Source organism: Streptomyces sp. NPDC055140, assembly GCF_053607285.1.
On sequence record NZ_JBSGTG010000003.1, the window covers coordinates 82,140 to 101,607 of the forward strand.

Genomic DNA, 19,468 nt, shown 5'->3' on the forward strand with positions numbered 1-19,468 from the left:
CCAAGATGTTGCTGCACGCTGGTCCTCCGGGGCTGAGCTGGTCTTTTTTTGGTGTGGCTTAGGCGGCGGCGAGCTTGGCGGCCGAGTCGGCGTCGACGCAGGCCTGGATCACCGGGTCGAGCTCACCGTCGAGCACCTGGTCCAAGTTGTACGCCTTGAAACCGACGCGGTGGTCCGAGATGCGGTTCTCCGGGAAGTTGTACGTACGGATCTTCTCGGAGCGGTCGACGGTGCGGACCTGGCTGCGACGGGCGTCCGCGGCTTCCTTCTCCGCTTCCTCCACCGCTGCCGCCAGAAGCCTGGAGCGCAGGATACGCATCGCCTGCTCCTTGTTCTGGAGCTGGCTCTTCTCGTTCTGGCAGGAAGCGACCACTCCGGTGGGCAGATGCGTGATGCGCACCGCGGAGTCCGTCGTGTTGACGGACTGGCCGCCGGGGCCCGACGAGCGGTAGACATCGATGCGGAGGTCGTTCGCGTGGATCTCCACGTCGACCTCCTCGGCCTCGGGCGTCACGAGGACGCCGGCCGCGGAGGTGTGGATACGGCCCTGCGACTCGGTCGACGGCACACGCTGCACGCGGTGCACACCGCCCTCGTACTTCAGACGGGCCCAGACGCCCTGGCCGGGCTCGGTCGCGCCGTTGCCGCCCTTGGTCTTCACGGCGACCTGGACGTCCTTGTAGCCGCCCAGCTCGGACTCGGTGGCGTCGATGATCTCGGTCTTCCAGCCGACGCGCTCCGCGTACCGCAGATACATGCGCAGCAGGTCGCCGGCGAAGAGGGCAGACTCGTCGCCGCCCGCGCCCGCCTTGACCTCGAGGATGACGTCCTTGTCGTCGTTGGGGTCCCGGGGGACCAGCAGGAGCCGCAGCCTCTCGGTGATCTCCTCGCGCTGCTTCTCGAGGTCCTTGACCTCGGCGGCGAAGTCCGGGTCGTCCGCGGCGAATTCACGCGCGGTCTCGATGTCGTCACCGGTCTGCTTCCAGGAGCGGTAGGTGGCGACGATCGGGGTCAGCTCGGCATAGCGCTTGTTGAGCTTGCGCGCGTTCGCCTGGTCGGCGTGGACCGAGGGGTCCGCGAGCTTCGTCTCGAGATCGGCTTGCTCACCGATGAGGTCCTCGACGGCCTCGAACATCTCCGGCTCCTGAAGTGAGGTACAGCGAAAGGGAACGGCCACCGGCCGGCCGGGGAAGACCCCCGGGTCCCCGGCCAACCAAAAACAAGCACGCCGGTCCCGGCCCGCCCCGAAGGGCGGCCGTGGACCGGCGCAATTGGCTCGCTACTTGTTGGCGGCAGCAGCCTTGCCGAAGCGGGCCTCGAAGCGGGCCACGCGGCCACCGGTGTCGAGGATCTTCTGCTTGCCCGTGTAGAACGGGTGGCACTCGGAGCAGACCTCGGCACGGACGGTGCCGCTGGAGATCGTGCTGCGGGTGGTGAACGACGCGCCACAGGTGCAGCTGACCTGCGTCTCGACGTACTCGGGGTGGATGTCGCGCTTCAAGGTGTCTCCTATGATCTCGGAGGGCTCCGGGTCGCTTCCGCGGATTGCGGGGGCGTGAACCGGGGCCGACGTACCAGTCTGCCAGGACTGGCCGTATCCCCCAAAACCGGGGTCGGGGCGGAAGTATTCCCGAAGGGTCACCGACAAGTGGTGGCCGGCGTCCGACGGCCGGCTAGTGGCTGGCCACGACAGAGCCCGCGGAGCCCTTGTCACCGGCGGAGCCCTTGAGCGCGGAGGCCGGAACGGGCTGGTCCGTCTTGAGCGCCGCCCAGACCTTCGCGCCCGCCTTCTCCAGCGGGAGTACGCGGTTCGGATCGGCGGGGTCGTACTGGACGGGGAGCGTCACCATCTTCATGTCGCCCGCGCCGATGCCCTTGAGGCCGCCCGCGAAGCCCGCCAGCTCGTTGACCGAGTTGAGCTCGGAGTCGGTGGTGACGGCGCTGGTGGCGGTGTCCGCGAGGTCGTAGAGCTTCTTGGGGCTGGTGAAGACGCCGACGTCCTTGATCTGGTTGATCAGCGCCTTCATGAAGTCCTGCTGGAGCTGTATTCGGCCCAGGTCGCTGCCGTCGCCGACAGCGTGCCGGGTGCGGACGAGGCCGAGCGCCTGCTCGCCGGTGAGGGTGTGCTTCCCGGCCGCCAGATGCAGATGACTCTTGTCGTCCTCTATGGCCTGCTTCGTGGTGATGTCGACGCCACCGAGGGTGTTGATGAGCTTCTTGAAGCCCGAGAAGTCGACCTCGACGTAGTGGTCCATGCGGATCCCGGACATCTTCTCGACCGTCTTGACGGCGCAGGACGGGCCGCCGACCTCGTACGCCGTGTTGAACATCTGCTGGTTGCCGCCCGCGACCGTGTTGCCGGCGCTGTCGGTGCAGGTCGGGCGGGTGACGAGGGTGTCGCGCGGTATGGAGACCACGCCGGCCTTCCGGTGGCCCTTGTACACGTGGACGACCATCGCGGTGTCGGAACGGGCGCCGCCGCCGTCCCGCCCGTACTTGGCGTTCGCGCCGGAGCGCGAGTCCGAGCCGAGGACGAGGATGTCCATCGAGCCGTTGTCGACGTTCACGGGGCGGTCGGCGCCGAGCGCGGCGTTGATGTCGACGCCCTTGATGTTCCCGTTGAGCTTGAAGTACAGGAAGCCGGCGCCCGCGCCCGCCAGGACGACGAGTCCCGCCGCGGTGCAGGCCGTGATGACGAGGGCCTTGCTGCGCTTGCCGCGCGGCTTGCGCCGCCGGCCGCCGCCTCCGCCGCCGCGGGTGGGGCGGCTCGGATCGGTGGTCGCGGGGCTGCTCTCGTCGGGCATGTGCTCCTCACTCCTCAACTGCTCGGTTGGCCGGTTACCCCCTGTTTGCAGGGTCAGGCGCGAACGGACGTCTCTTCGTCCGCCTCTTCGCGAGACGTGGAAACCGGGAAGAAGGGTTGCACAACGCGCTGTGCCCGCCGCGAGGCTCGCGACGGGCACAGAGAGTGCTGACGAGAGCCGGTCGTCCGGCTCTCACCTGCGGGTTTATCCGAAGATGTTGTACTGCGTGTAGCCGGTCCCGATCTTGATGCGTGTGGCAAAGATCTCCGAGGAGGCGGTCCCCGTGCCCGGGTACAGGTAGAGCGTGCCGCCGGGCGTGCGGGCCACGTAGTCGGCCTTGCCGTCGCCGGTCACGTCACCCGGTGCCGCGAACGCGTTGTACCCGTCCCAGGTGCGCACCTGCACGCCGGTCTCGAAGGGCGCGGACGCCTTGCCGGTGCCCTTGAGGAGGTACAGCTTGCCGCCGCTGCCGCGCGCGATCAGGTCGCTCTGCCCGTCACCGGTGAAGTCGCCCTTGCCGCGCAGGGAGTTGAAGACCTGGTAGCCGCTGCCGACGGTGGTGCGCGTGCCGTACGTCCCGTCGCCCTTGCCGGGGTACAGGTAGAGGGTGCCGCCGGAGGTCGCCGACAGCAGGTCGGGGTACCGGTCGCCGGTCACGTCGCCGGGCGCCACGATGAACTTCCGCGTCGACCAGTCACTCGCGATCTTCGTGTCCGTGTACGTCGAGCTGGACGCGGACCGGTGCCGCCAGTAGACGTTCCCGTCCGACCGGCGGCGGATGATGAAGTCCTGGTAGCCGTCGCGGTTCATGTCGGCCTGGAGGACGAGGTTGTACGCGCTCCAGGACCCGCTCAGCGTCTTGCGCGTGGCGAACCCGCTGCCCGTGGACTCCTTGACGTAGCCCTTGCCGCCGGAGGAGGCCCGGACGAAGAGGTCGGCCTTGCCGTTGCGGCTGATGTCGGTGTCGTCGATGCGCGGACGGACCTTGGGCTGGTACGTGGAGACCTTGGTGAAGGCCTCGTACGTGCCGGCGACGTTGCAGAGCTGCTTGCCCTGGCTGATGCCCCAGGAGACGATGCCGACGACCTTGTCGCCCACGACGAGCGGGCCGCCCGAGTCACCCGGGCACGTGGTCTTGCCGGTGCTGTCGTCGCCGGTGCCGAGCTGTCCGGCGCAGATCATCTTCCCGGCCTGGAAGTACGGGTCCAGGTTCTGGGTGCAGGCGTCGTCGGAGTTCAGCGGCAGGGTGACCTTCTGCAGCTGGGACGCGATGTCGGCGGTGTCCTCGTTCGAGCTGGTGAGGCCCCAACCGTACACGGTGGCGTTCGTGCCGGCGGCGTACAGCGCGCTGTCACCCGGTCCGGCCAGCTCCAGCGTGGTCTGGGCGACCGGCTTGGCGAGGGTGAGCAGGGCGACGTCGTTCGTGATGGCGTCGGGGTCGTAGCCGTCGCGCACCCAGCTGCGGGTGACGTCGATGTACGTGGCGCCGTTGCCGGCGACGGTGACGCTCTTGCTGGTGCCTACGGCGACTTCGCCGTACTTGCCCCAGTCCTGCCGGTTGCCGTTCTCGTCGTGCAGGCAGTGCGCGGCGGTGAGCACCTTGTTCGGCGCGACCAGCGTGCCGCCGCAGACGAAGTACGAGCCGCCCGCGGGGTCGTTGTAGACGAGCTGCACCATCCAGGAGGCGGCGCTTCCGGTGCCGCCGATGATGCGGGGCGTGACCGTCCGGTCACCGCTCGGCGACGGGGACGACGCCGCGGGCTCCGCGGTCTTCGCGCCGGGCGGCGGCTGCACGACCCGGCCGGTGTCGGACTCCCCCGCGTAAGAGGTGACGGCAAACGCGCCCGCGCCGATCAGGGCGAGCCCGGCCGCGGCGGCCGGCAGCACCTTGCCGAGTCTTCGGCGGTGCCGGCCGGAGCCGGATACGGATATGTCCACGCAAGTCCCCCCAGGGAGCGGTGAGTTGAACGTTGGATGAAGAGCGCGATCGTACAACCCGCCCCGGAGCGCACAAAGGGCCGCCCCCGTCACGGATGTGACGGGGGCGGCCCTTGAGCGGTGCTACCGCCGAGCGAAGCTCTTAGTCGTTGCCGTTGCCCGGCGTCGGCGTCGTCTTCGCGATCTGCATCAGGAACTCGGCGTTCGACTTCGTCTGCTTCATCTTGTCGAGGAGCAGCTCGATGGCCTGCTGCGAGTCGAGCGCGTGCAGCACCCGGCGCAGCTTCCAGACGATCGCCAGCTCTTCCGCGTTGAGCAGGATCTCTTCCTTACGGGTGGAGGACGCGTCGACGTCCACCGCCGGGAAGATGCGCTTGTCGGAGAGCTTGCGGTCGAGCTTGAGCTCCATGTTGCCGGTGCCCTTGAACTCCTCGAAGATCACCTCGTCCATGCGCGAGCCGGTGTCGACCAGCGCGGTGGCGAGAATGGTCAGCGAGCCGCCGTCCTCGATGTTGCGCGCCGCACCGAAGAAGCGCTTCGGCGGGTAGAGCGCGGTCGAGTCGACACCACCGGACAGGATGCGGCCGGAGGCCGGCGCCGCCAGGTTGTAGGCACGGCCCAGACGCGTGATCGAGTCCAGCAGGACGACCACGTCGTGACCGAGCTCCACGAGACGCTTGGCGCGCTCGATGGCGAGCTCGGCGACCGTGGTGTGGTCCTCGGCCGGGCGGTCGAAGGTCGAGGAGATGACCTCGCCCTTCACCGACCGCTGCATGTCGGTGACCTCTTCCGGACGCTCGTCGACCAGGACGACCATCAGGTGGCACTCGGGGCTGTTGACGGTGATCGCGTTGGCGACCGCCTGCAGGATCATGGTCTTGCCGGTCTTCGGCGGGGCCACGATCAGGCCTCGCTGGCCCTTACCGATCGGCGACACGAGGTCGATGATGCGGGTGGTCAGGATGCCCGGGTCGGTCTCCAGACGGAGCCGGTCCTGCGGGTAGAGCGGCGTCAGCTTGTTGAACTCCGGTCGCCCACGCCCGGATTCGGCCGCCATGCCGTTCGCCGAGTCGAGGCGGACGAGCGCGTTGAACTTCTCGCGGCGCTCGCCGTCCTTGGGCTGACGGACGGCGCCGGTGACGTGGTCACCCTTGCGCAGGCCGTTCTTGCGGACCTGGGCGAGCGACACGTACACGTCGTTCGGACCGGGCAGGTAGCCGGAGGTCCGGATGAACGCGTAGTTGTCGAGGATGTCCAGGATGCCCGCGACGGGGATCAGGACGTCGTCCTCGGAGACCTGCACCTCGTTGCCGAAGCCGGCCTCGTCGCGGCCACGACGGCCACGGCGGTCGCGGTAACGGCCACGGCGTCCGCGGCGGCCACCCTCATCGTCGAAGCCGTCGTCCTGCGGGCCGTTGTCACGCTGACGGTCCTGGCGCCCGCCGCCCTGCGGCTGACGGTTGCCACCGCCCTGCTCCTTGCCCTGCTCGTCGCCCTTGCCGCGACGGTCGCCGCGGTCACGGCCACCGCGCTCACCGCGGTCGCCGCCACGGTCACCGCGGTCACGACGGTCACGACGCTCGCGACGGCCCTCGGCGCCGTCACCGGCGTCGCCCTTGGCCTCGCCCTGGGCGTCCGTCTTGGTCTCGGTCTTCGCCTCGGCCGTGACGGTCTCGGGGCTGCCGGCCTCGGAGGTGGCACGGCGGCGGCGACGCTCGCCGGCCTTTTCGTCGCTCGCAGGCTGACCGGGGATGTCGATCTGCTGCTGGGCGACGGCGGCCTTCGCGGCCTTGGCGTCTTCGGTCTTGGCCGCCTCGGCGGCGGGGGCCGCGGTGCCGTTCGCCGCGGCCTCGTCGCCGATGCGCGCCTTGGAGGTGGCGCGGCGCTTCGGCTTGGTCTCGGTGGTGTCGGCGCTCTTCGCGGGAGCGCCTCCCCCGGCCTGCGCCTCCTTGATGACCTCGATCAGCTGGCTCTTGCGCATACGCGCGGTGCCCCTGATGCCGAGGCCCGATGCGACCTGCTGGAGCTCGGCAAGCACCATGCCCTCGAGGCCGGTACCGCGGCGCCGCCGGGAGCCCGAAGCACCGGCAGCAGAGGCATCCGCAGCGGCGGAGGGCGCGGCAGCGGAGCTGTCGGCGCTCACGCCCATCAGATCGGTGGTGTCGCTCACGAAGGGTCCTTCCCTGGAGCGGACGTCGGCCTGTCTGGCTCGGCGACCGGTTGTGCTGTCCGGCGGTGGTCCTGTCGGTATGGACCGTGCCGGGGCGGTGGTCCGCCAACGCGGCGGAAGAATTCATTGGTGACGGCGAGTCCCGAAGCCGCGGGTTCCACTGAAATGTCTGTGTCACCCGGCTCGATCACACCGGTTCCGGAGCATGCTCGAAACGGCTCAGTGCACGGCACAGAGCAATTTGCGGGGCTCCCGGAAGAATGGTTGTCCCGGAGGGGGACACACAGCACCTCGCCATGGTGGGGTCGGGTGCAGACTTGAGGTTAACACTACCGGATCCAACAAATATTCCCCCTCTCGAATTCCGGCAACCGTGTCAGTGAGCAAGCGGCAGCACGCTCGCTCCGTCGACATCGAGGTCGAGGCGGTTCGCCGCCCATCCCTCACCGGCCAGCCGGGCGACCTTGTCGGCCGCTGACTCCTCCACGAGGGCAAGGACCGTGGGGCCCGCCCCTGAGATCACCGCGGGAACGCCGTCGGCCCGCAGCCGCTCCACGAGCGCGAGGCTCTCCGGCATCGCGGGAGCCCGGTATTCCTGGTGGAGCCGGTCCTCGGTGGCGGGCAGCAGCAGCTCGGGGCGCTTCGTGAGGGCCTCTACGAGCAGGGCCGCTCGGCCCGCGTTCGCCGCGGCGTCCACATGCGGGACGCTGCGCGGCAGGAGACCGCGCGCGGTCTCGGTGAGTACCGGCTTTCCCGGTACGAAAACCACCGGAACGATGGAACCCGCGGGGTCCATCCTGATCGCCCGGGCCGCGCCCCCGTCCATCCAGGAGAGCGTGAAGCCGCCGAGCAGGCAAGCCGCGACATTGTCCGGGTGCCCCTCGATCTCGGTCGCGAGCTCCAGCAGGGCCGCGTCGTCGAGGCGGGCGTCGCCGCCTATCGTCACGGCGCGCGCGGCGACGATGCCGGCGCAGATGGCGGCCGACGAGGAGCCGAGGCCGCGGCCGTGCGGGATCCGGTTGGCGCAGACGACCTCCAGGCCGCGCGGCTGTCCGCCGAGCAGGTCGAAGGCGGTGCGCAGGGAACGTACGAGCAGATGGGACTCGTCGCGCGGAAGGGTTTCGGAGCCCTCACCTGCGATGTCGATGTTCAGGCCGGAGTCGGCGACCCGGACGACCACGTCGTCGTAGAGACCCAGCGACAGGCCGAAGGCATCGAAGCCCGGGCCGAGGTTGGCGCTGGAGGCGGGGACGCGCACCCTGACGGCGGCGGCGCGGAAGGCGGGACCGGCCATCGCTCGATGACACTCCTTGAGCTGCGGTTCTTGCGTGATGAACGAGGTGACTGCGGTAGAGATCCGATGATTGCTGCCCGTGTGAGAACCCGAAGGCCGCGAGGGCTACGACAACGCCTGCGGCACCGCGGCATATGCGTATGCGGCGGGGTGGGTTCGGTACAGCCTATCGAAGGAAGGTTCAGTGGCGACATAGGGCGCACAGGAGGCGCACGATGCGTGTCGCAAGCCCCCTGTGCACCCCCTGTGCGGAGTTGACCGGTCCGGTCCGCTTACACCAGGCCGAGGCGCTCGGCCGCGGTGACAGCGTCGACCGGGACGGTGACGGGCTGCGGGGCGCCCGCGACGGCCCAGTCGGGGTCCTTGAGGCCGTTGCCCGTGACGGTGCAGACGATCTTCTGCCCCTTGTCGACCTTGCCCTGCTCGGCGGCCTTGAGCAGACCGGCGACGGAGGCGGCCGACGCGGGCTCCACGAAGACACCCTCCTGGGACGCCAACAGCTTGTAGGCGCGCAGGATTTCACGGTCCGTCACTTCGTCGATGAGGCCGCCGGACTCGTCACGGGCGGCCAGCGCGAAGTCCCAGGACGCGGGGTTGCCGATGCGAATCGCGGTGGCGATCGTCGACGGGTCCTTGACGATCTCGCCGCGCACGATGGGCGCGGAACCGGAGGCCTGGAAGCCCCACATGCGCGGCGTGTGCGTGGCGATGCCGTCCGCCGCGTACTCCTTGTAGCCCTTCCAGTACGCCGTGATGTTGCCGGCGTTGCCGACGGGAAGGACATGGATGTCGGGCGCGTCGCCGAGCGCGTCGACGATCTCGAACGAGGCGGTCTTCTGGCCCTCGATACGGAACGGGTTGACCGAATTGACCAGCGCCACCGGGTAGTTCTCGGAGAGGGCGCGGGCCAGGTTCAGACAGTCGTCGAAGTTGCCGTCGACCTGGAGGATCTTCGAGCCGTAGACCAGCGCCTGGCCCATCTTGCCGAGCGCGATCTTGCCCTGCGGGACGAGTACGGCGCAGACCATGCCGGCGCGCACGGCGTAGGCCGCGGCCGAGGCGGAGGTGTTGCCGGTGGAGGCGCAGATGACGGCCTGCGCGCCCTCCTCCTTGGCCTTCGTGATCGCCATCGTCATGCCGCGGTCCTTGAAGGACCCGGTCGGGTTGGCCCCCTCGACCTTGAGGTGGACCTCGCAGCCCGTGCGCTCGGAGAGCACCTGGGCGGGCACGAGCGGCGTGCCGCCCTCGCGCAGCGTGACGACCGGCGTGGTGTCGGACACCGGAAGCCGGTCGCGGTACTCCTCGATGATTCCGCGCCACTGGTGGGTCATTGCTCGTTACTCCCCTTCAACACGCATGATGCTGGCGACACCACGCACGGTGTCGAGCTTGCGCAGCGCGTCGACGGTCCCGGTGAGGGCCGCGTCCGCCGCACGGTGGGTGACCACGACGAGGGAGGCCTCGCCGTCCTTGCCCGATTGGCGCACCGTGTCAATGGATACGCCGTGCTCGGCGAAGACCGTCGCGACCTGGGCGAGGACGCCCGGCTTGTCGGCCACGTCGAGGCTGATGTGGTAGCGCGTCACGACCTCGCCCATGGGCGAGACGGGCAGCTGGGTGTAGGCGGAGTCACCGGGTCCGGTGGCCTCGCCGAGCTTGTTGCGGCATACGGCCACGAGGTCGCCGAGCACGGCCGACGCGGTGGGCGCGCCGCCGGCTCCGGGCCCGTAGAACATGAGCTGGCCGGCGGCCTCGGCCTCGACGAACACGGCGTTGTACGCGCCGCGCACGGAGGCCAGCGGGTGGTCGAGCGGGATCATCGCGGGGTGCACGCGCGCGGTGACGGACCCGCCGTGCGCCGCCCGCTCACAGATGGCGAGCAGCTTGATGGTGCAGCCCATCCGCTTCGCGGAAGCGAAGTCGGCGGCGGTCACCTCGGTCATGCCCTCGCGGTAGACGTCGTCGAGACGTACGCGGGTGTGGAAGGAGATCCCGGCGAGGATGGCGGCCTTGGCGGCGGCGTCGAAGCCCTCGACGTCGGCGGTGGGGTCGGCCTCGGCGTAACCGAGCGCGGTGGCCTCGTCGAGGGCCTCCTGGTAGCCGGCGCCCGTCGAGTCCATCTTGTCGAGGATGAAGTTCGTGGTGCCGTTGACGATGCCCATCACACGGTTGATCTTGTCGCCGGCGAGGGACTCGCGCAGCGGCCTGATCAGTGGGATCGCACCGGCGACGGCGGCCTCGTAGTAAAGGTCCTTGCCATGCTCCTCGGCGACGGCGTGCAGCGCGGCACCGTCCTGGGCGATGAGCGCTTTGTTGGCGGAGACGACGGAGGCGCCGTGCTCGAACGCCGTCATGATGAGGCCGCGGGCCGGCTCGATGCCTCCGATGACCTCGACGACCACGTCGATGTCGCCCCGTTTGACCAGCGCGGTCGCGTCCGTCGTCACCAGCGAGGGGTCGATGCCCTCGCGCACCTTCGACGGGCGCCGGACGGCGACCCCGGCCAGTTCCACGGGGGCGCCGATCCGGGCCGCGAGGTCCTCGGCGTGCGTCGTCATGATGCGCGCCACCTCTGAGCCGACTACCCCACAGCCAAGGAGCGCCACCTTCAGCGGACGCGTACGCATCATCGACCTACGCCTTTCATTCAACCCAGCTCAGAGAGCTCAGCCTGCTTGATACTGCTTCAGTGGACCAGTCTCACCCACCGGACCGGGGTTTCTGCCCTCGGTCCGAATCCTGAGACGTGTATTTCATTTATCCGACGTCGAGACGCAGGAGATCTTCCTCCGTCTCACGCCGGACGATCACCCGCGCCTCACCGTCGCGCACGGCGACGACGGGCGGGCGAAGTGCGTGGTTGTAGTTACTGGCCATGGACCGGCAGTACGCGCCGGTCGCCGGCACGGCGATCAGGTCACCGGGCGCGAGGTCGGCGGGCAGGAAGGCGTCCTTGACGACGATGTCGCCACTCTCACAGTGCTTGCCCACCACGCGGACGAGCATCGGCTCGGCGTCGGAGGTCCGCGAGACGAGGGCGACCGTGTACTCGGCGTCGTAGAGGGCGGTGCGGATGTTGTCCGACATACCGCCGTCCACGGACACGTACGTACGGAGGGTTTCGAGCGGCTTGATGGTGCCGACCGTGTAGAGCGTGAAGGCGGTCGGGCCGACGATGGCGCGGCCCGGCTCGACGGAGATGCGCGGCGTGCGCAGACCGGCCGCCTCGCACTCGCGCGTCACGATCTCACCGAGCGCCTTGGCGATCTCGTGCGGCTCACGGGGGTCGTCATCGGAGGTGTACGCGATGCCGAGCCCGCCGCCGAGGTCGATCTCGGGCAGCTCGACACCGTGCTCGTCGCGCACCTCGGCCAGCAGCGACACGACGCGCCGCGCGGCGACCTCGAAGCCCGCCATGTCGAAGATCTGCGAGCCGATGTGGCTGTGGATGCCGATGAGCTCGAGTCCGTCGAGCTTGAGCGCACGCCGTACGGCCTCGGCGGCCTGTCCCCCGGCGAGCGCGATCCCGAACTTCTGGTCCTCGTGCGCGGTGGCGATGAACTCGTGCGTGTGGGCCTCGACGCCGACCGTCACGCGGATCTGCACGGGCTGGCGCTTGCCGAGCCGCTCGGCGATGTGCGACACCCGCACGATCTCCTGGAACGAGTCGAGCACGATCCGTCCGACCCCGACCTCGACGGCCCGCTCGATCTCCTCCTCGGACTTGTTGTTGCCGTGGAAGGCGATGCGCTCCGCGGGCATCCCGGCGGACAGCGCGGTGGCGAGCTCACCACCGGAGCACACATCGAGATTGAGCCCCTCCTCGTGAAGCCAGCGCACCACGGCGCGGGAGAGGAACGCCTTGCCGGCGTAGAAGACGTCGGCGTCGGTCCCGAAGGCGTCACGCCAGGCGCGGCAGCGGGCCCGGAAGTCGTCCTCGTCGAGGAAGTAGGCGGGGGTGCCGAACTCCTCGGCGAGCCGGGCCACTTCGATGCCACCGACACGGACCGCGCCATCGCCCGCACGGGTGACGGTCCGCGACCACACCTTCGGGTCGAGGGCGTTCAGATCAGCGGGCGGGGCGGTGTAGTGCCCCTCGGTCAGGACATCGGCGTGGCGGGGCCCGGCGGGGTGTGCGGAACGGCTCATGACTGTCTTCTGCGCTCTCTCAGAGATGTTCGGGTGCGTCGATACCGAGCAGGGACAGGCCGCCGGCGAGCACCGCCCCGGCGGCTTCGGCAAGCGCGAGCCGGGCACGGTGGGCGGCCGAGGGTTTCTCCTCCCCCTGCGGCAGCACGGTGTGCTGGAACCCGAGCAACGCGTCGGCCACCACGACAAGGTGCCGGGCAAGCCGGTCGGGGGCGTGGTGGGTGGCGGCGAGGGTGAGGGTTTGGGGGTGGGTGGACAGGGCGGTGCGGAGGGGGGCCGCAGCATCCGCCCGGGCGCGGGTGGCGTCCCTCGTGCCGGTCGCCGTGTCGTTGTCGCGTACGTCGCCGGGTTCGGCGGTGAAGCCGAGGGCGGCGGCGTTGCGGGTGAGGGCGCGAGTGCGGGCGTGGGCGTACCGGACGCGGAAGAGGGGGTTGCTCTCGCGCTGGGCGAGATGCTCGTCGCCGATACGGGGCTGGTCGTGCGCGGCGGGCAGGAGCAGGGCCCAGCGGGACGCGTCGCGGCCGAGGACGGCGGGGTCGCAGGGAGCGGGCACGGGCCGCAGATTCACGACGTGCGCGGCACTCGGCTCGGCCGTCCCACCATGGACGACGTGGGCCTGGGCGCCCTGAGTGGCGAGGATGCGGCGGAGCGAATCGGCGACGACCTCGGCTCTGACCTCGTACGGAATACGAATCTCGAAGCGCTGACCTGCGAGAACATCACTGCCCCCATACCCGCTGCCCCGGGCGAGAATCTCGCGGGCGAGGGCGCCGGGGTCGTCGTCGGCGAGGGTGAGATTGAGGAATCCGGGGCCGGTGACCTCGACGCCGGCGATGCCGGGGCTGTCGGAGAGGCGCCGCGAAAGGAGCTCGGCGACGTGCCGGGGCGGGCGTCCGGCGGGTCCGGCGAGTTGCAGCGCGACGTTCGTGGAGTAGTCCCCGCACCCACCGGGCCGCGGCCGCTCGACCACGACGCGTGCCGGCACGGCCACGCTCAGCTCACCGTCGTCGACCGCGCGGCGCACGGCGCGCAGGACGGTACGGGAGAGCTCGACGGGGGTCACGGGACAAGCGTATGGGAGGAGGGGGGTGGGTGAGCGACCCGGTTTACGGGATGGTCCGGCATACGGACGCGCTCGGCTCCCCCGTACCGCCTAGCCTCTGGTATGCCCGGCGCGCTCGGCCTCTTCGGCGCCGCGACCGCTGTCGCGCCCGCGCTCACTCAACTGCCGCACGACCCGTACGAGTTCACTGGGCTCGAAGGGCTTGGCGAGGAAGGTGTCGACCCCGACATCGAGTCCGGTATCAACCTCTTGAATGGTGCAAGCGCTGACGATCACGATCGGAACACCGCGCGTATGAGCGTCGGAACGAAGCCGCGCGGCGGTCCGCAGCCCGTCGAGTCGGGGCATCACGACGTCCAGAGTGATCACATCAGGCCGAACCTGATGCACCACATCCAGACACTCGGCACCATCAGCCGCGGTCACGACCTCGAAGCCCTCCAGCTCGAGATTGACCCTGATCAGCTGCCGAATCACCTTGTTGTCGTCCACAACAAGCACTCGGCCGGACGCGCCTGGCACAACTCGAGAGTAGGTCCGCCGGCGCGACCGCGTCCGGGTTTTCCCCACTTCCGCCCCGTACAGGGGACTACCACCCTCCCGCGCCCCCGTACACAGCCCTCCCGGGACGCCACCTCAGCAGCGAATTAACTGTTCATGGGGACCCTGACGGAGCTGGTAGGGTTCTACCCGTCGCCACGCCAGCCGCGGCGAACACGCCCCCGTAGCTCAGGGGATAGAGCAACGGCCTCCGGAGCCGTGTGCGCAGGTTCGAATCCTGCCGGGGGCACTTCGCAGTACCCAGGGCGATCAAGTCTCTGACCTGCGCAAGTGCCAAGCATGAAGAGCCGGACCCAGTCTCACTAGGTCCGGCTCTTTGTCGTTCTCAATCGCTGATCGCGAGTGAGTGGCGAGTGAGAAATCAGGACGCCTCCTCTCCCCACCCCATCGCCTTCTCGATCTTCCTGTTGTTCACCTCCTCATGACCGTCGATGCAGCCCTCGTAGCGGCGATGGATAACCTCGGGCGAGTTGCCCGCTCGGCGGGCGACCTCGGCAACTGGAACTCCCGCGTTCAGCCAGTTCGTGATGCAGGTGTGCCGCAGGTCGTAGGGCCGATGCGCGAGCAGCGAATCCACTTTGTCTGGCGGGAGCGCGATGGGCCGCGCTTCCTGCCAGACCCGCCAGTAGCTCGACGTACCCAGCACCTCGCCGCGCTCATTCGCGAAGATCCGGCCGTCCGTCGCCACACCGAACTCCCTGACGTGCTCGCGCAGCATCGCGACCAGCGGGGGCGGGATGGGTACTGGCCGGTCTGCCTTGACCTCCCGGGACTTCAGCCCTCGCTTGTCGTGCCGCTTGCCCGAGTCGGTCCACTTTTTGCCCGACACCGGACGAGTCTCCTGGAGGGTTAGGGTCCCCCAGCCCTTCTCGGGCAGGTGGCAGTCCCTTTCACGGAGACCAACGACCTCAGCCGGCCGCATCGCCGCGTAGAGCTGACAGGCGAAGAACGCAACCAGACGGCGGCCGCGGTTGCGATGCACCGAGCCGACGTACGAGACCGCCATAAGGAGCTGGCCGCCCTGGACCGCGTTCACCAAGACCCGGGGGTCCACGACGTCTCCTCGCGTGGAGCCGGGGCGCTTCACTCCCGCGAGGGGGTTGACGTCCAAGTACCCACACTCAATCGCGTACTCCATTGCGGTGTTGAACCCGCGGCGCCGACGCTTATAGGTCTCCCCCGCCGCCGGGCTGTCGTCCAGTTTGAATGACAGCCGGTACTGAATATCCCGGATCACCCTCGGGTCAGTGAGAGCCGACAGGGGAAGGGACCGCCGCTTGAGCCACGAGCAGGCTGCCGCGAGGTCCACGGGAGGCTCTTCGCCCTCGTGTGCCGGCACGACAGCCCACCGAACCGCCAAGCGTGCCTCTTCGGGCGCGGGCGCCTTTTTCCCGTCCGCCATCATCGCGAGCGCCACCGTCGCGAGGCTGTCCGCCAACCCCTCTCGAGTCTTGGCCGCAGACGTACGCCAGCGGCTCGCCATGTACTCGCGGCTGAAATCCCACCAGGACGGATCGGGCCTGGCGTTCGCCTTGGCGGCAGCCGCTCTGAATTCAGATTCAGGCAGCCCGGATACCACGTCGAAAGCCTCGCCCTTGCGCATCGCCCTCACGATTTCTGAGCGACGATGATCAGCGAGGGTGACGGTGGCGAAGCTGGCCGTTTTGACCTTGCCCGCCACCGTCCAACGAAGCTGGTACGGAGCCCTTTTGCTCCGTACCTGGTTGATCTTCCATACCCGCACATCCGTGGAGAGGTTCGGCTCTTCTGCGGCGGGCGGGCGCCCACTCTCGTGGGCGCCCTGCGTTTTCGAGGTCTTGCGATAGGTCACGCAGCCTCCTCCAACGTCCCGATCCAACGCTCCAGTTCCGATCGCCGAATACGGACTGCGCCGTTGGGGAGCTTGATTGACTTAGGTCCCTTCCTGAGCTGTCGCCAGCGGTAGAACGTCGCTCGCGGAACACCGATCTCTTCAATGACCTCGGGAATGGTCAACATTTCGTCGCGGAGCTTGGCCATGAACTGGTTCTCCGTTCGCGGAGCGAAGCTTTGAGAGACGTCGACCGCCTCTGGGGAATCCGCAACATCCGCCACGCCGCAACATTGCAGGTCAGCGGCTTGGGTTTGTGGCGGATAGCGGTTGTGTGGCGGATAGGTGCCGCCACACCGGGGGTGGCGGCACCTATCAGGCGGATCGGGAGTCAGCCCGCGAGGTGCAGCGGGAACGTGGCGGCTTCCGGGGTCGTGTGGCGGTTTTCATCCGCCACAGGCGCGCTATCCGCCACAGATTCACCCCCTGTGAGCTGCGGTGTTGCGGCGTGGCGGATGTTGCGGCTTTCGGGGGGCGGGGGGCAGTAGCGCTCCCAGGCGTCGGTGAGGTCTTCCGCGTAGTAGCCCTTGGGGGTGCTGCTGCCCATCCGGATGCCTCGCGGGCGGATGGGCTTGTTGTTCGCCGTCATGTACTGGCCGAGGAATTTGGACAGGGCCCGGGATGTGAGGGGCTTGCCGTCGTCGTTCATGTCGCCCCAGGGCGCGTCGTCGAGTCCGAGGAGGACTTCGAGGATGGCGGCGGTGGGCATGCGGTCGGCGCCGCAGAACACGCGGTCGCGCAGGTCTGTCAGCAGCCGGACACCAAGGGAGGCGTCGTCGTCGTTGCAGGCGGACTGGATGAGTTCGACGCAGGCGGCGCGGGCGCGCCCGGGCCAGTCCCCGCCGGCCGCGTCGGCGACTGCGAGCAGCGGTTCCCACACGTCGGCGGGTCGGTCGGAGACGCCTTCGGGCATCTCCGGCCACGCGTCGGTGACCTGGTTGTGCACGGTGGCGGCCCAGTCGGCGAGCTTGTCGCGCAGGGTGTGGCCCTGCTTCTCGTGGCTGCGGCGCCGGTAGGGCTCGCACGTCTCGTTGGGGGCGCGTTTGCGCATGCGGATGATGACGGAGCGGGTCAGGATCGTGTCGGGCAGCGAGCCGAGGCCGGCCATGGCGACTGCGCAGAAAGAGGAGAACCATTCGGGGGCCTGGTTGGCGCCGTCGCCGACGCAGCGCAGCATTTTGCCGCCGCGCCGGTAGCCGGAGTTGAGGAACCCGCGGACGGGTTCGTTGTCTCCGGCCTTGGGTCCGAAGACGGTGTCGATCTCGTCGAACAGCAGCGTAGGCCGCCCCTCGGGCAGTTCCACCAGCCTGAACAGCGCGTTGGGCGAAGCGTTGACGGTCGTCGCGGCGCGCGGGGTGAGGGTCTCCACAATCTCCAGCGCGCGGGACTTGCCCGATCCTGGCTCCGGGGAGAGGAACGCGATGCGGGCGGTGCCGTCGAACGCGTCGATCAGGTGGGCGTGCGCGTCCCACAGGGCTACGGCGACGTAGGCGTGTTCGGTGGGGAAGACGTTGAAGCGACGGTGGAACGCTTCGACCTCGTCGAGCAGCGCAGCGCCGTCGATGGACCCGTCGGGCGGGTTGAGGCTGGTCATGCGGCGTTCCTCCCTTCGGTGTTGGTGCGCAGCGGGCACGCGGTGCGGTGGTATTCGTGGGCGGCGATGAGGTCGAGCACGTCTGCGCGGCCGCGGGCGCTCAGGTTCCGGCCGCAGACGCAGGTCGATGTCGCGGTCGGCGGGCGGCGGTAAGGGGTCTGCACGGTCAGCCACGCGATCGGGCCGTAGCCGGGTGCGGTGCCGGCCTCGTCCTCAATGAGGACGGTGAAGGGAAGAGCTGAAAGGACGCCTTCGGCGTCGCCCTTCCGCCGCACAACCGACAAGGGCGCGGGAGCCTTGGCGGCGTGCTCGCGGCCGGTCGTGGCCTGGTGAGGCAATCCAGGGGAGGAAGCGGGGGTGGTCATGTCGCCTCCCTGGGGGTGGCGTGGGTGAGGATCCAGTCCATGGCGCTGCGGATCGTGGTGGTGCACTCGGCAGCGGACAGTCCCGTTGACTCCGCCGCCGCCTGGATTGCTTCCTCCACGGTGGAGCGGCTGATGTTCCCCCAGGCGACGAACCGGGCGACCTTGCACGTGCTCTCATGCAGCGTGCTGTTGCGGCCCTTCGTGCCCTGCCCTCCTCCCTCGATCGCGGAGCGGATGATCGTGCACTCGCGTTCCAAGGCCACCTGCGCGGCCTTGGTGCCATCGCGGACCGGGGTCATGACCGTGTGAGGGTCTGGCTTGGGCCGCTCGGAGAGCTGGTCAGCGAGCCACGGCGGCAGCGGCGCAACGGGGGATTCGTCGGTGACGGTGTAGGTGCCGTTGGGGGTGGTGCTGCCGGGGGCGACGACGTAGCCGCCCCAGCCGCGGGTGTCGATGTGGTGCCCCAGGCGGCCCGCAGTCGAGTGCAGCCGCATCCCGACGGGTTGGGTGAAGTACAGGTGCCGTCCCCCGCTCGGGGTCCGCACCTGGTAGGTGGGCGGGAGGGTCTGGCCGGCGCGCTCGCAGAGCGCCAAAAGGCTTTCGACGCCGTCAGGCGTTCCTTCTTGCTCGTCCGGTTTCCGTACGTCCAGGTCGACGACGAGAAGCCCGGACGGGCCGGTCGCGATCCCGATGTTGTACGCCTGCGTGGTCCAGGCGGCGGTGACCAGGTCGGGGTCGGTGGTGGCGCGTTGTTCGGGCTTGCGGTGCCCGTCGGTGCAGCGGCCGGTGCCGGGGCAGAGCCGTTCGGCGTGGCCGGCGGGCCGCTTGTCGCCAGGGCGCAGTGGGAAGACGTGCCAGCCGCGGCGGACCGGTTCCAGGGCCGAGGCGAGCAGGGCGAGGCTGGTCATGCCGCCACCCCCAGCCGTGTGCGCAGGTGGGCTTGGGCGGCGTGGCCGATGAACTGGGTGTAGGCGGGCGGGATGCACTCGCGGATGCCGTCGCGGTTCATCCACGGCACGTTGAGGATGTCGCGGGCCTGCTGGACTCCGGAGAAGTTGCCGACGTACTGCCCGTACCAGCCGGGCGGGACGGGACGGCCCATCTTGGCCTGCGGCACCGTGTGTTCGGGATGCTCAGGCGGGCTGAGGGTGAAGCCGCCGCCGGTCTCGAAGAACCGGTGCCGGTACGTCTTGAGCCCGAACATCGTCCCGCACAGCATCACCGGGTTACGCAGCTTGGCGGCAGCGCCGCGGACGTTCTCCATGACCCACGGCCGCCCGGTCGCGTTCAGTGCCTCGCGGGTGGGGGCGATCAGGTCGGGGTGGGCATTGCCGCGGATGCGCTGGCAGTCGGTGTCATGCTGGCAGGGCGGGGAGGTGTGGATGAAGTCGAAGCCGGCGCCAAACTCGCGGATGAAGTCGATCGCGTCGGCTTGGTGGAAGGCGAGCGGGTAGCGGGGCTGGGCGTCTTTGTCGACGCCGGTCACCTCGAACCCGGCGTCGTGGTAGCCCATGCCGGCGCCGCCCTGGCAGCAGAATCCGTCAAGGAGCCGCAGGGCGATGGCTCGCCGGATGGCGGCATGTTGCGTCATGCTGGAAGTCCTCCAGTTCTCTGATGGGTACTGGCTGACAAGGGCGGCCCCAGTTCTTTGGCGAGATGC

17 protein-coding genes and 1 tRNA gene are annotated in these 19,468 nt (G+C 69.2%); 1 reads left to right on the top strand and 17 read right to left on the bottom strand.

The features are described from left to right. Positions 1 to 58: 58 nt before the first annotated feature. The 11 genes from prfA to ACWFR4_RS08055 all read right to left on the bottom strand — a co-directional run bounded on the left by prfA (position 59) and on the right by ACWFR4_RS08055 (position 13,988). Positions 59 to 1,135 (bottom strand): peptide chain release factor 1, encoded by a 1,077-nt coding sequence (prfA, locus tag ACWFR4_RS08005; RefSeq protein ID WP_453459944.1) that lies wholly within the window; start codon positions 1,133 to 1,135, stop codon positions 59 to 61. Positions 1,136 to 1,279: 144 nt separating this feature from the next. Beyond that, complete coding sequence (gene rpmE, locus ACWFR4_RS08010; protein WP_100595864.1) at positions 1,280 to 1,501, bottom strand: 50S ribosomal protein L31; 222 nt, start codon at positions 1,499 to 1,501, stop codon at positions 1,280 to 1,282. A 172-nt stretch (positions 1,502 to 1,673) separates the two neighbouring features. Beyond that, positions 1,674 to 2,804 (bottom strand): LCP family protein, encoded by a 1,131-nt coding sequence (locus tag ACWFR4_RS08015; RefSeq protein WP_453455420.1) that lies wholly within the window; start codon positions 2,802 to 2,804, stop codon positions 1,674 to 1,676. A 204-nt stretch (positions 2,805 to 3,008) separates the two neighbouring features. Further along, entirely contained in the window at positions 3,009 to 4,742 is a 1,734-nt protein-coding gene (locus ACWFR4_RS08020; RefSeq protein WP_453651499.1) for a trypsin-like serine protease, read from the bottom strand. A 142-nt stretch (positions 4,743 to 4,884) separates the two neighbouring features. Next, entirely contained in the window at positions 4,885 to 6,912 is a 2,028-nt protein-coding gene (rho, locus tag ACWFR4_RS08025; RefSeq protein ID WP_453651501.1) for a transcription termination factor Rho, read from the bottom strand. A gap of 376 nt (positions 6,913 to 7,288) precedes the next feature. Next, a complete protein-coding gene (gene thrB / locus ACWFR4_RS08030; RefSeq protein WP_453455411.1) occupies positions 7,289 to 8,206 on the bottom strand; it encodes a homoserine kinase in 918 nt (305 codons plus the stop codon). A 272-nt stretch (positions 8,207 to 8,478) separates the two neighbouring features. Continuing rightward, positions 8,479 to 9,537, bottom strand: a complete 1,059-nt coding sequence (thrC, locus tag ACWFR4_RS08035) for a threonine synthase (RefSeq protein ID WP_453455408.1) — start codon at positions 9,535 to 9,537, stop codon at positions 8,479 to 8,481. 6 nt (positions 9,538 to 9,543) lie between these two features. Further along, a complete protein-coding gene (locus ACWFR4_RS08040) occupies positions 9,544 to 10,833 on the bottom strand; it encodes a homoserine dehydrogenase (RefSeq protein WP_453455430.1) in 1,290 nt (429 codons plus the stop codon). A 130-nt stretch (positions 10,834 to 10,963) separates the two neighbouring features. Beyond that, complete coding sequence (gene lysA, locus ACWFR4_RS08045) at positions 10,964 to 12,355, bottom strand: diaminopimelate decarboxylase (RefSeq protein ID WP_453455405.1); 1,392 nt, start codon at positions 12,353 to 12,355, stop codon at positions 10,964 to 10,966. A gap of 19 nt (positions 12,356 to 12,374) precedes the next feature. Then, positions 12,375 to 13,418 (bottom strand): ArgS-related anticodon-binding protein NrtL, encoded by a 1,044-nt coding sequence (gene nrtL, locus ACWFR4_RS08050; protein WP_453651503.1) that lies wholly within the window; start codon positions 13,416 to 13,418, stop codon positions 12,375 to 12,377. 90 nt (positions 13,419 to 13,508) lie between these two features. Further along, positions 13,509 to 13,988 (bottom strand): response regulator, encoded by a 480-nt coding sequence (locus tag ACWFR4_RS08055; RefSeq protein ID WP_453455399.1) that lies wholly within the window; start codon positions 13,986 to 13,988, stop codon positions 13,509 to 13,511. 148 nt (positions 13,989 to 14,136) lie between these two features. Between ACWFR4_RS08055 and ACWFR4_RS08060 the strand changes: the two genes are divergently transcribed. After that, a tRNA-Arg gene (locus tag ACWFR4_RS08060) sits at positions 14,137 to 14,208 on the top strand. A gap of 132 nt (positions 14,209 to 14,340) precedes the next feature. Here the strand turns inward: ACWFR4_RS08060 and ACWFR4_RS08065 are convergent. From ACWFR4_RS08065 to ACWFR4_RS08090, 6 genes are all read right to left on the bottom strand, one after another. Further along, complete coding sequence (locus ACWFR4_RS08065; RefSeq protein ID WP_453651505.1) at positions 14,341 to 15,810, bottom strand: tyrosine-type recombinase/integrase; 1,470 nt, start codon at positions 15,808 to 15,810, stop codon at positions 14,341 to 14,343. Beyond that, positions 15,807 to 15,998 (bottom strand): helix-turn-helix transcriptional regulator, encoded by a 192-nt coding sequence (locus ACWFR4_RS08070; protein WP_266560077.1) that lies wholly within the window; start codon positions 15,996 to 15,998, stop codon positions 15,807 to 15,809. The genes ACWFR4_RS08065 and ACWFR4_RS08070 overlap by 4 nt, the downstream gene beginning before the upstream one ends. Before the next feature lie 182 nt (positions 15,999 to 16,180). Next, complete coding sequence (locus tag ACWFR4_RS08075) at positions 16,181 to 17,443, bottom strand: DUF3631 domain-containing protein (RefSeq protein WP_453651507.1); 1,263 nt, start codon at positions 17,441 to 17,443, stop codon at positions 16,181 to 16,183. Beyond that, on the bottom strand, positions 17,440 to 17,808 hold the full coding sequence (locus ACWFR4_RS08080; protein ID WP_453651509.1) for a hypothetical protein: 369 nt from the start codon (positions 17,806 to 17,808) through the stop codon (positions 17,440 to 17,442). Before ACWFR4_RS08080 ends, ACWFR4_RS08075 begins: the two co-directional genes overlap by 4 nt. Next, positions 17,805 to 18,716: a bifunctional DNA primase/polymerase gene (locus ACWFR4_RS08085; protein WP_453651511.1), complete on the bottom strand. Its 912-nt coding sequence runs from the start codon at positions 18,714 to 18,716 to the stop codon at positions 17,805 to 17,807. The genes ACWFR4_RS08080 and ACWFR4_RS08085 overlap by 4 nt, the downstream gene beginning before the upstream one ends. Beyond that, entirely contained in the window at positions 18,713 to 19,399 is a 687-nt protein-coding gene (locus ACWFR4_RS08090) for an SAM-dependent methyltransferase (RefSeq protein ID WP_453651513.1), read from the bottom strand. The genes ACWFR4_RS08085 and ACWFR4_RS08090 overlap by 4 nt, the downstream gene beginning before the upstream one ends. Positions 19,400 to 19,468 lie beyond the last annotated feature (69 nt).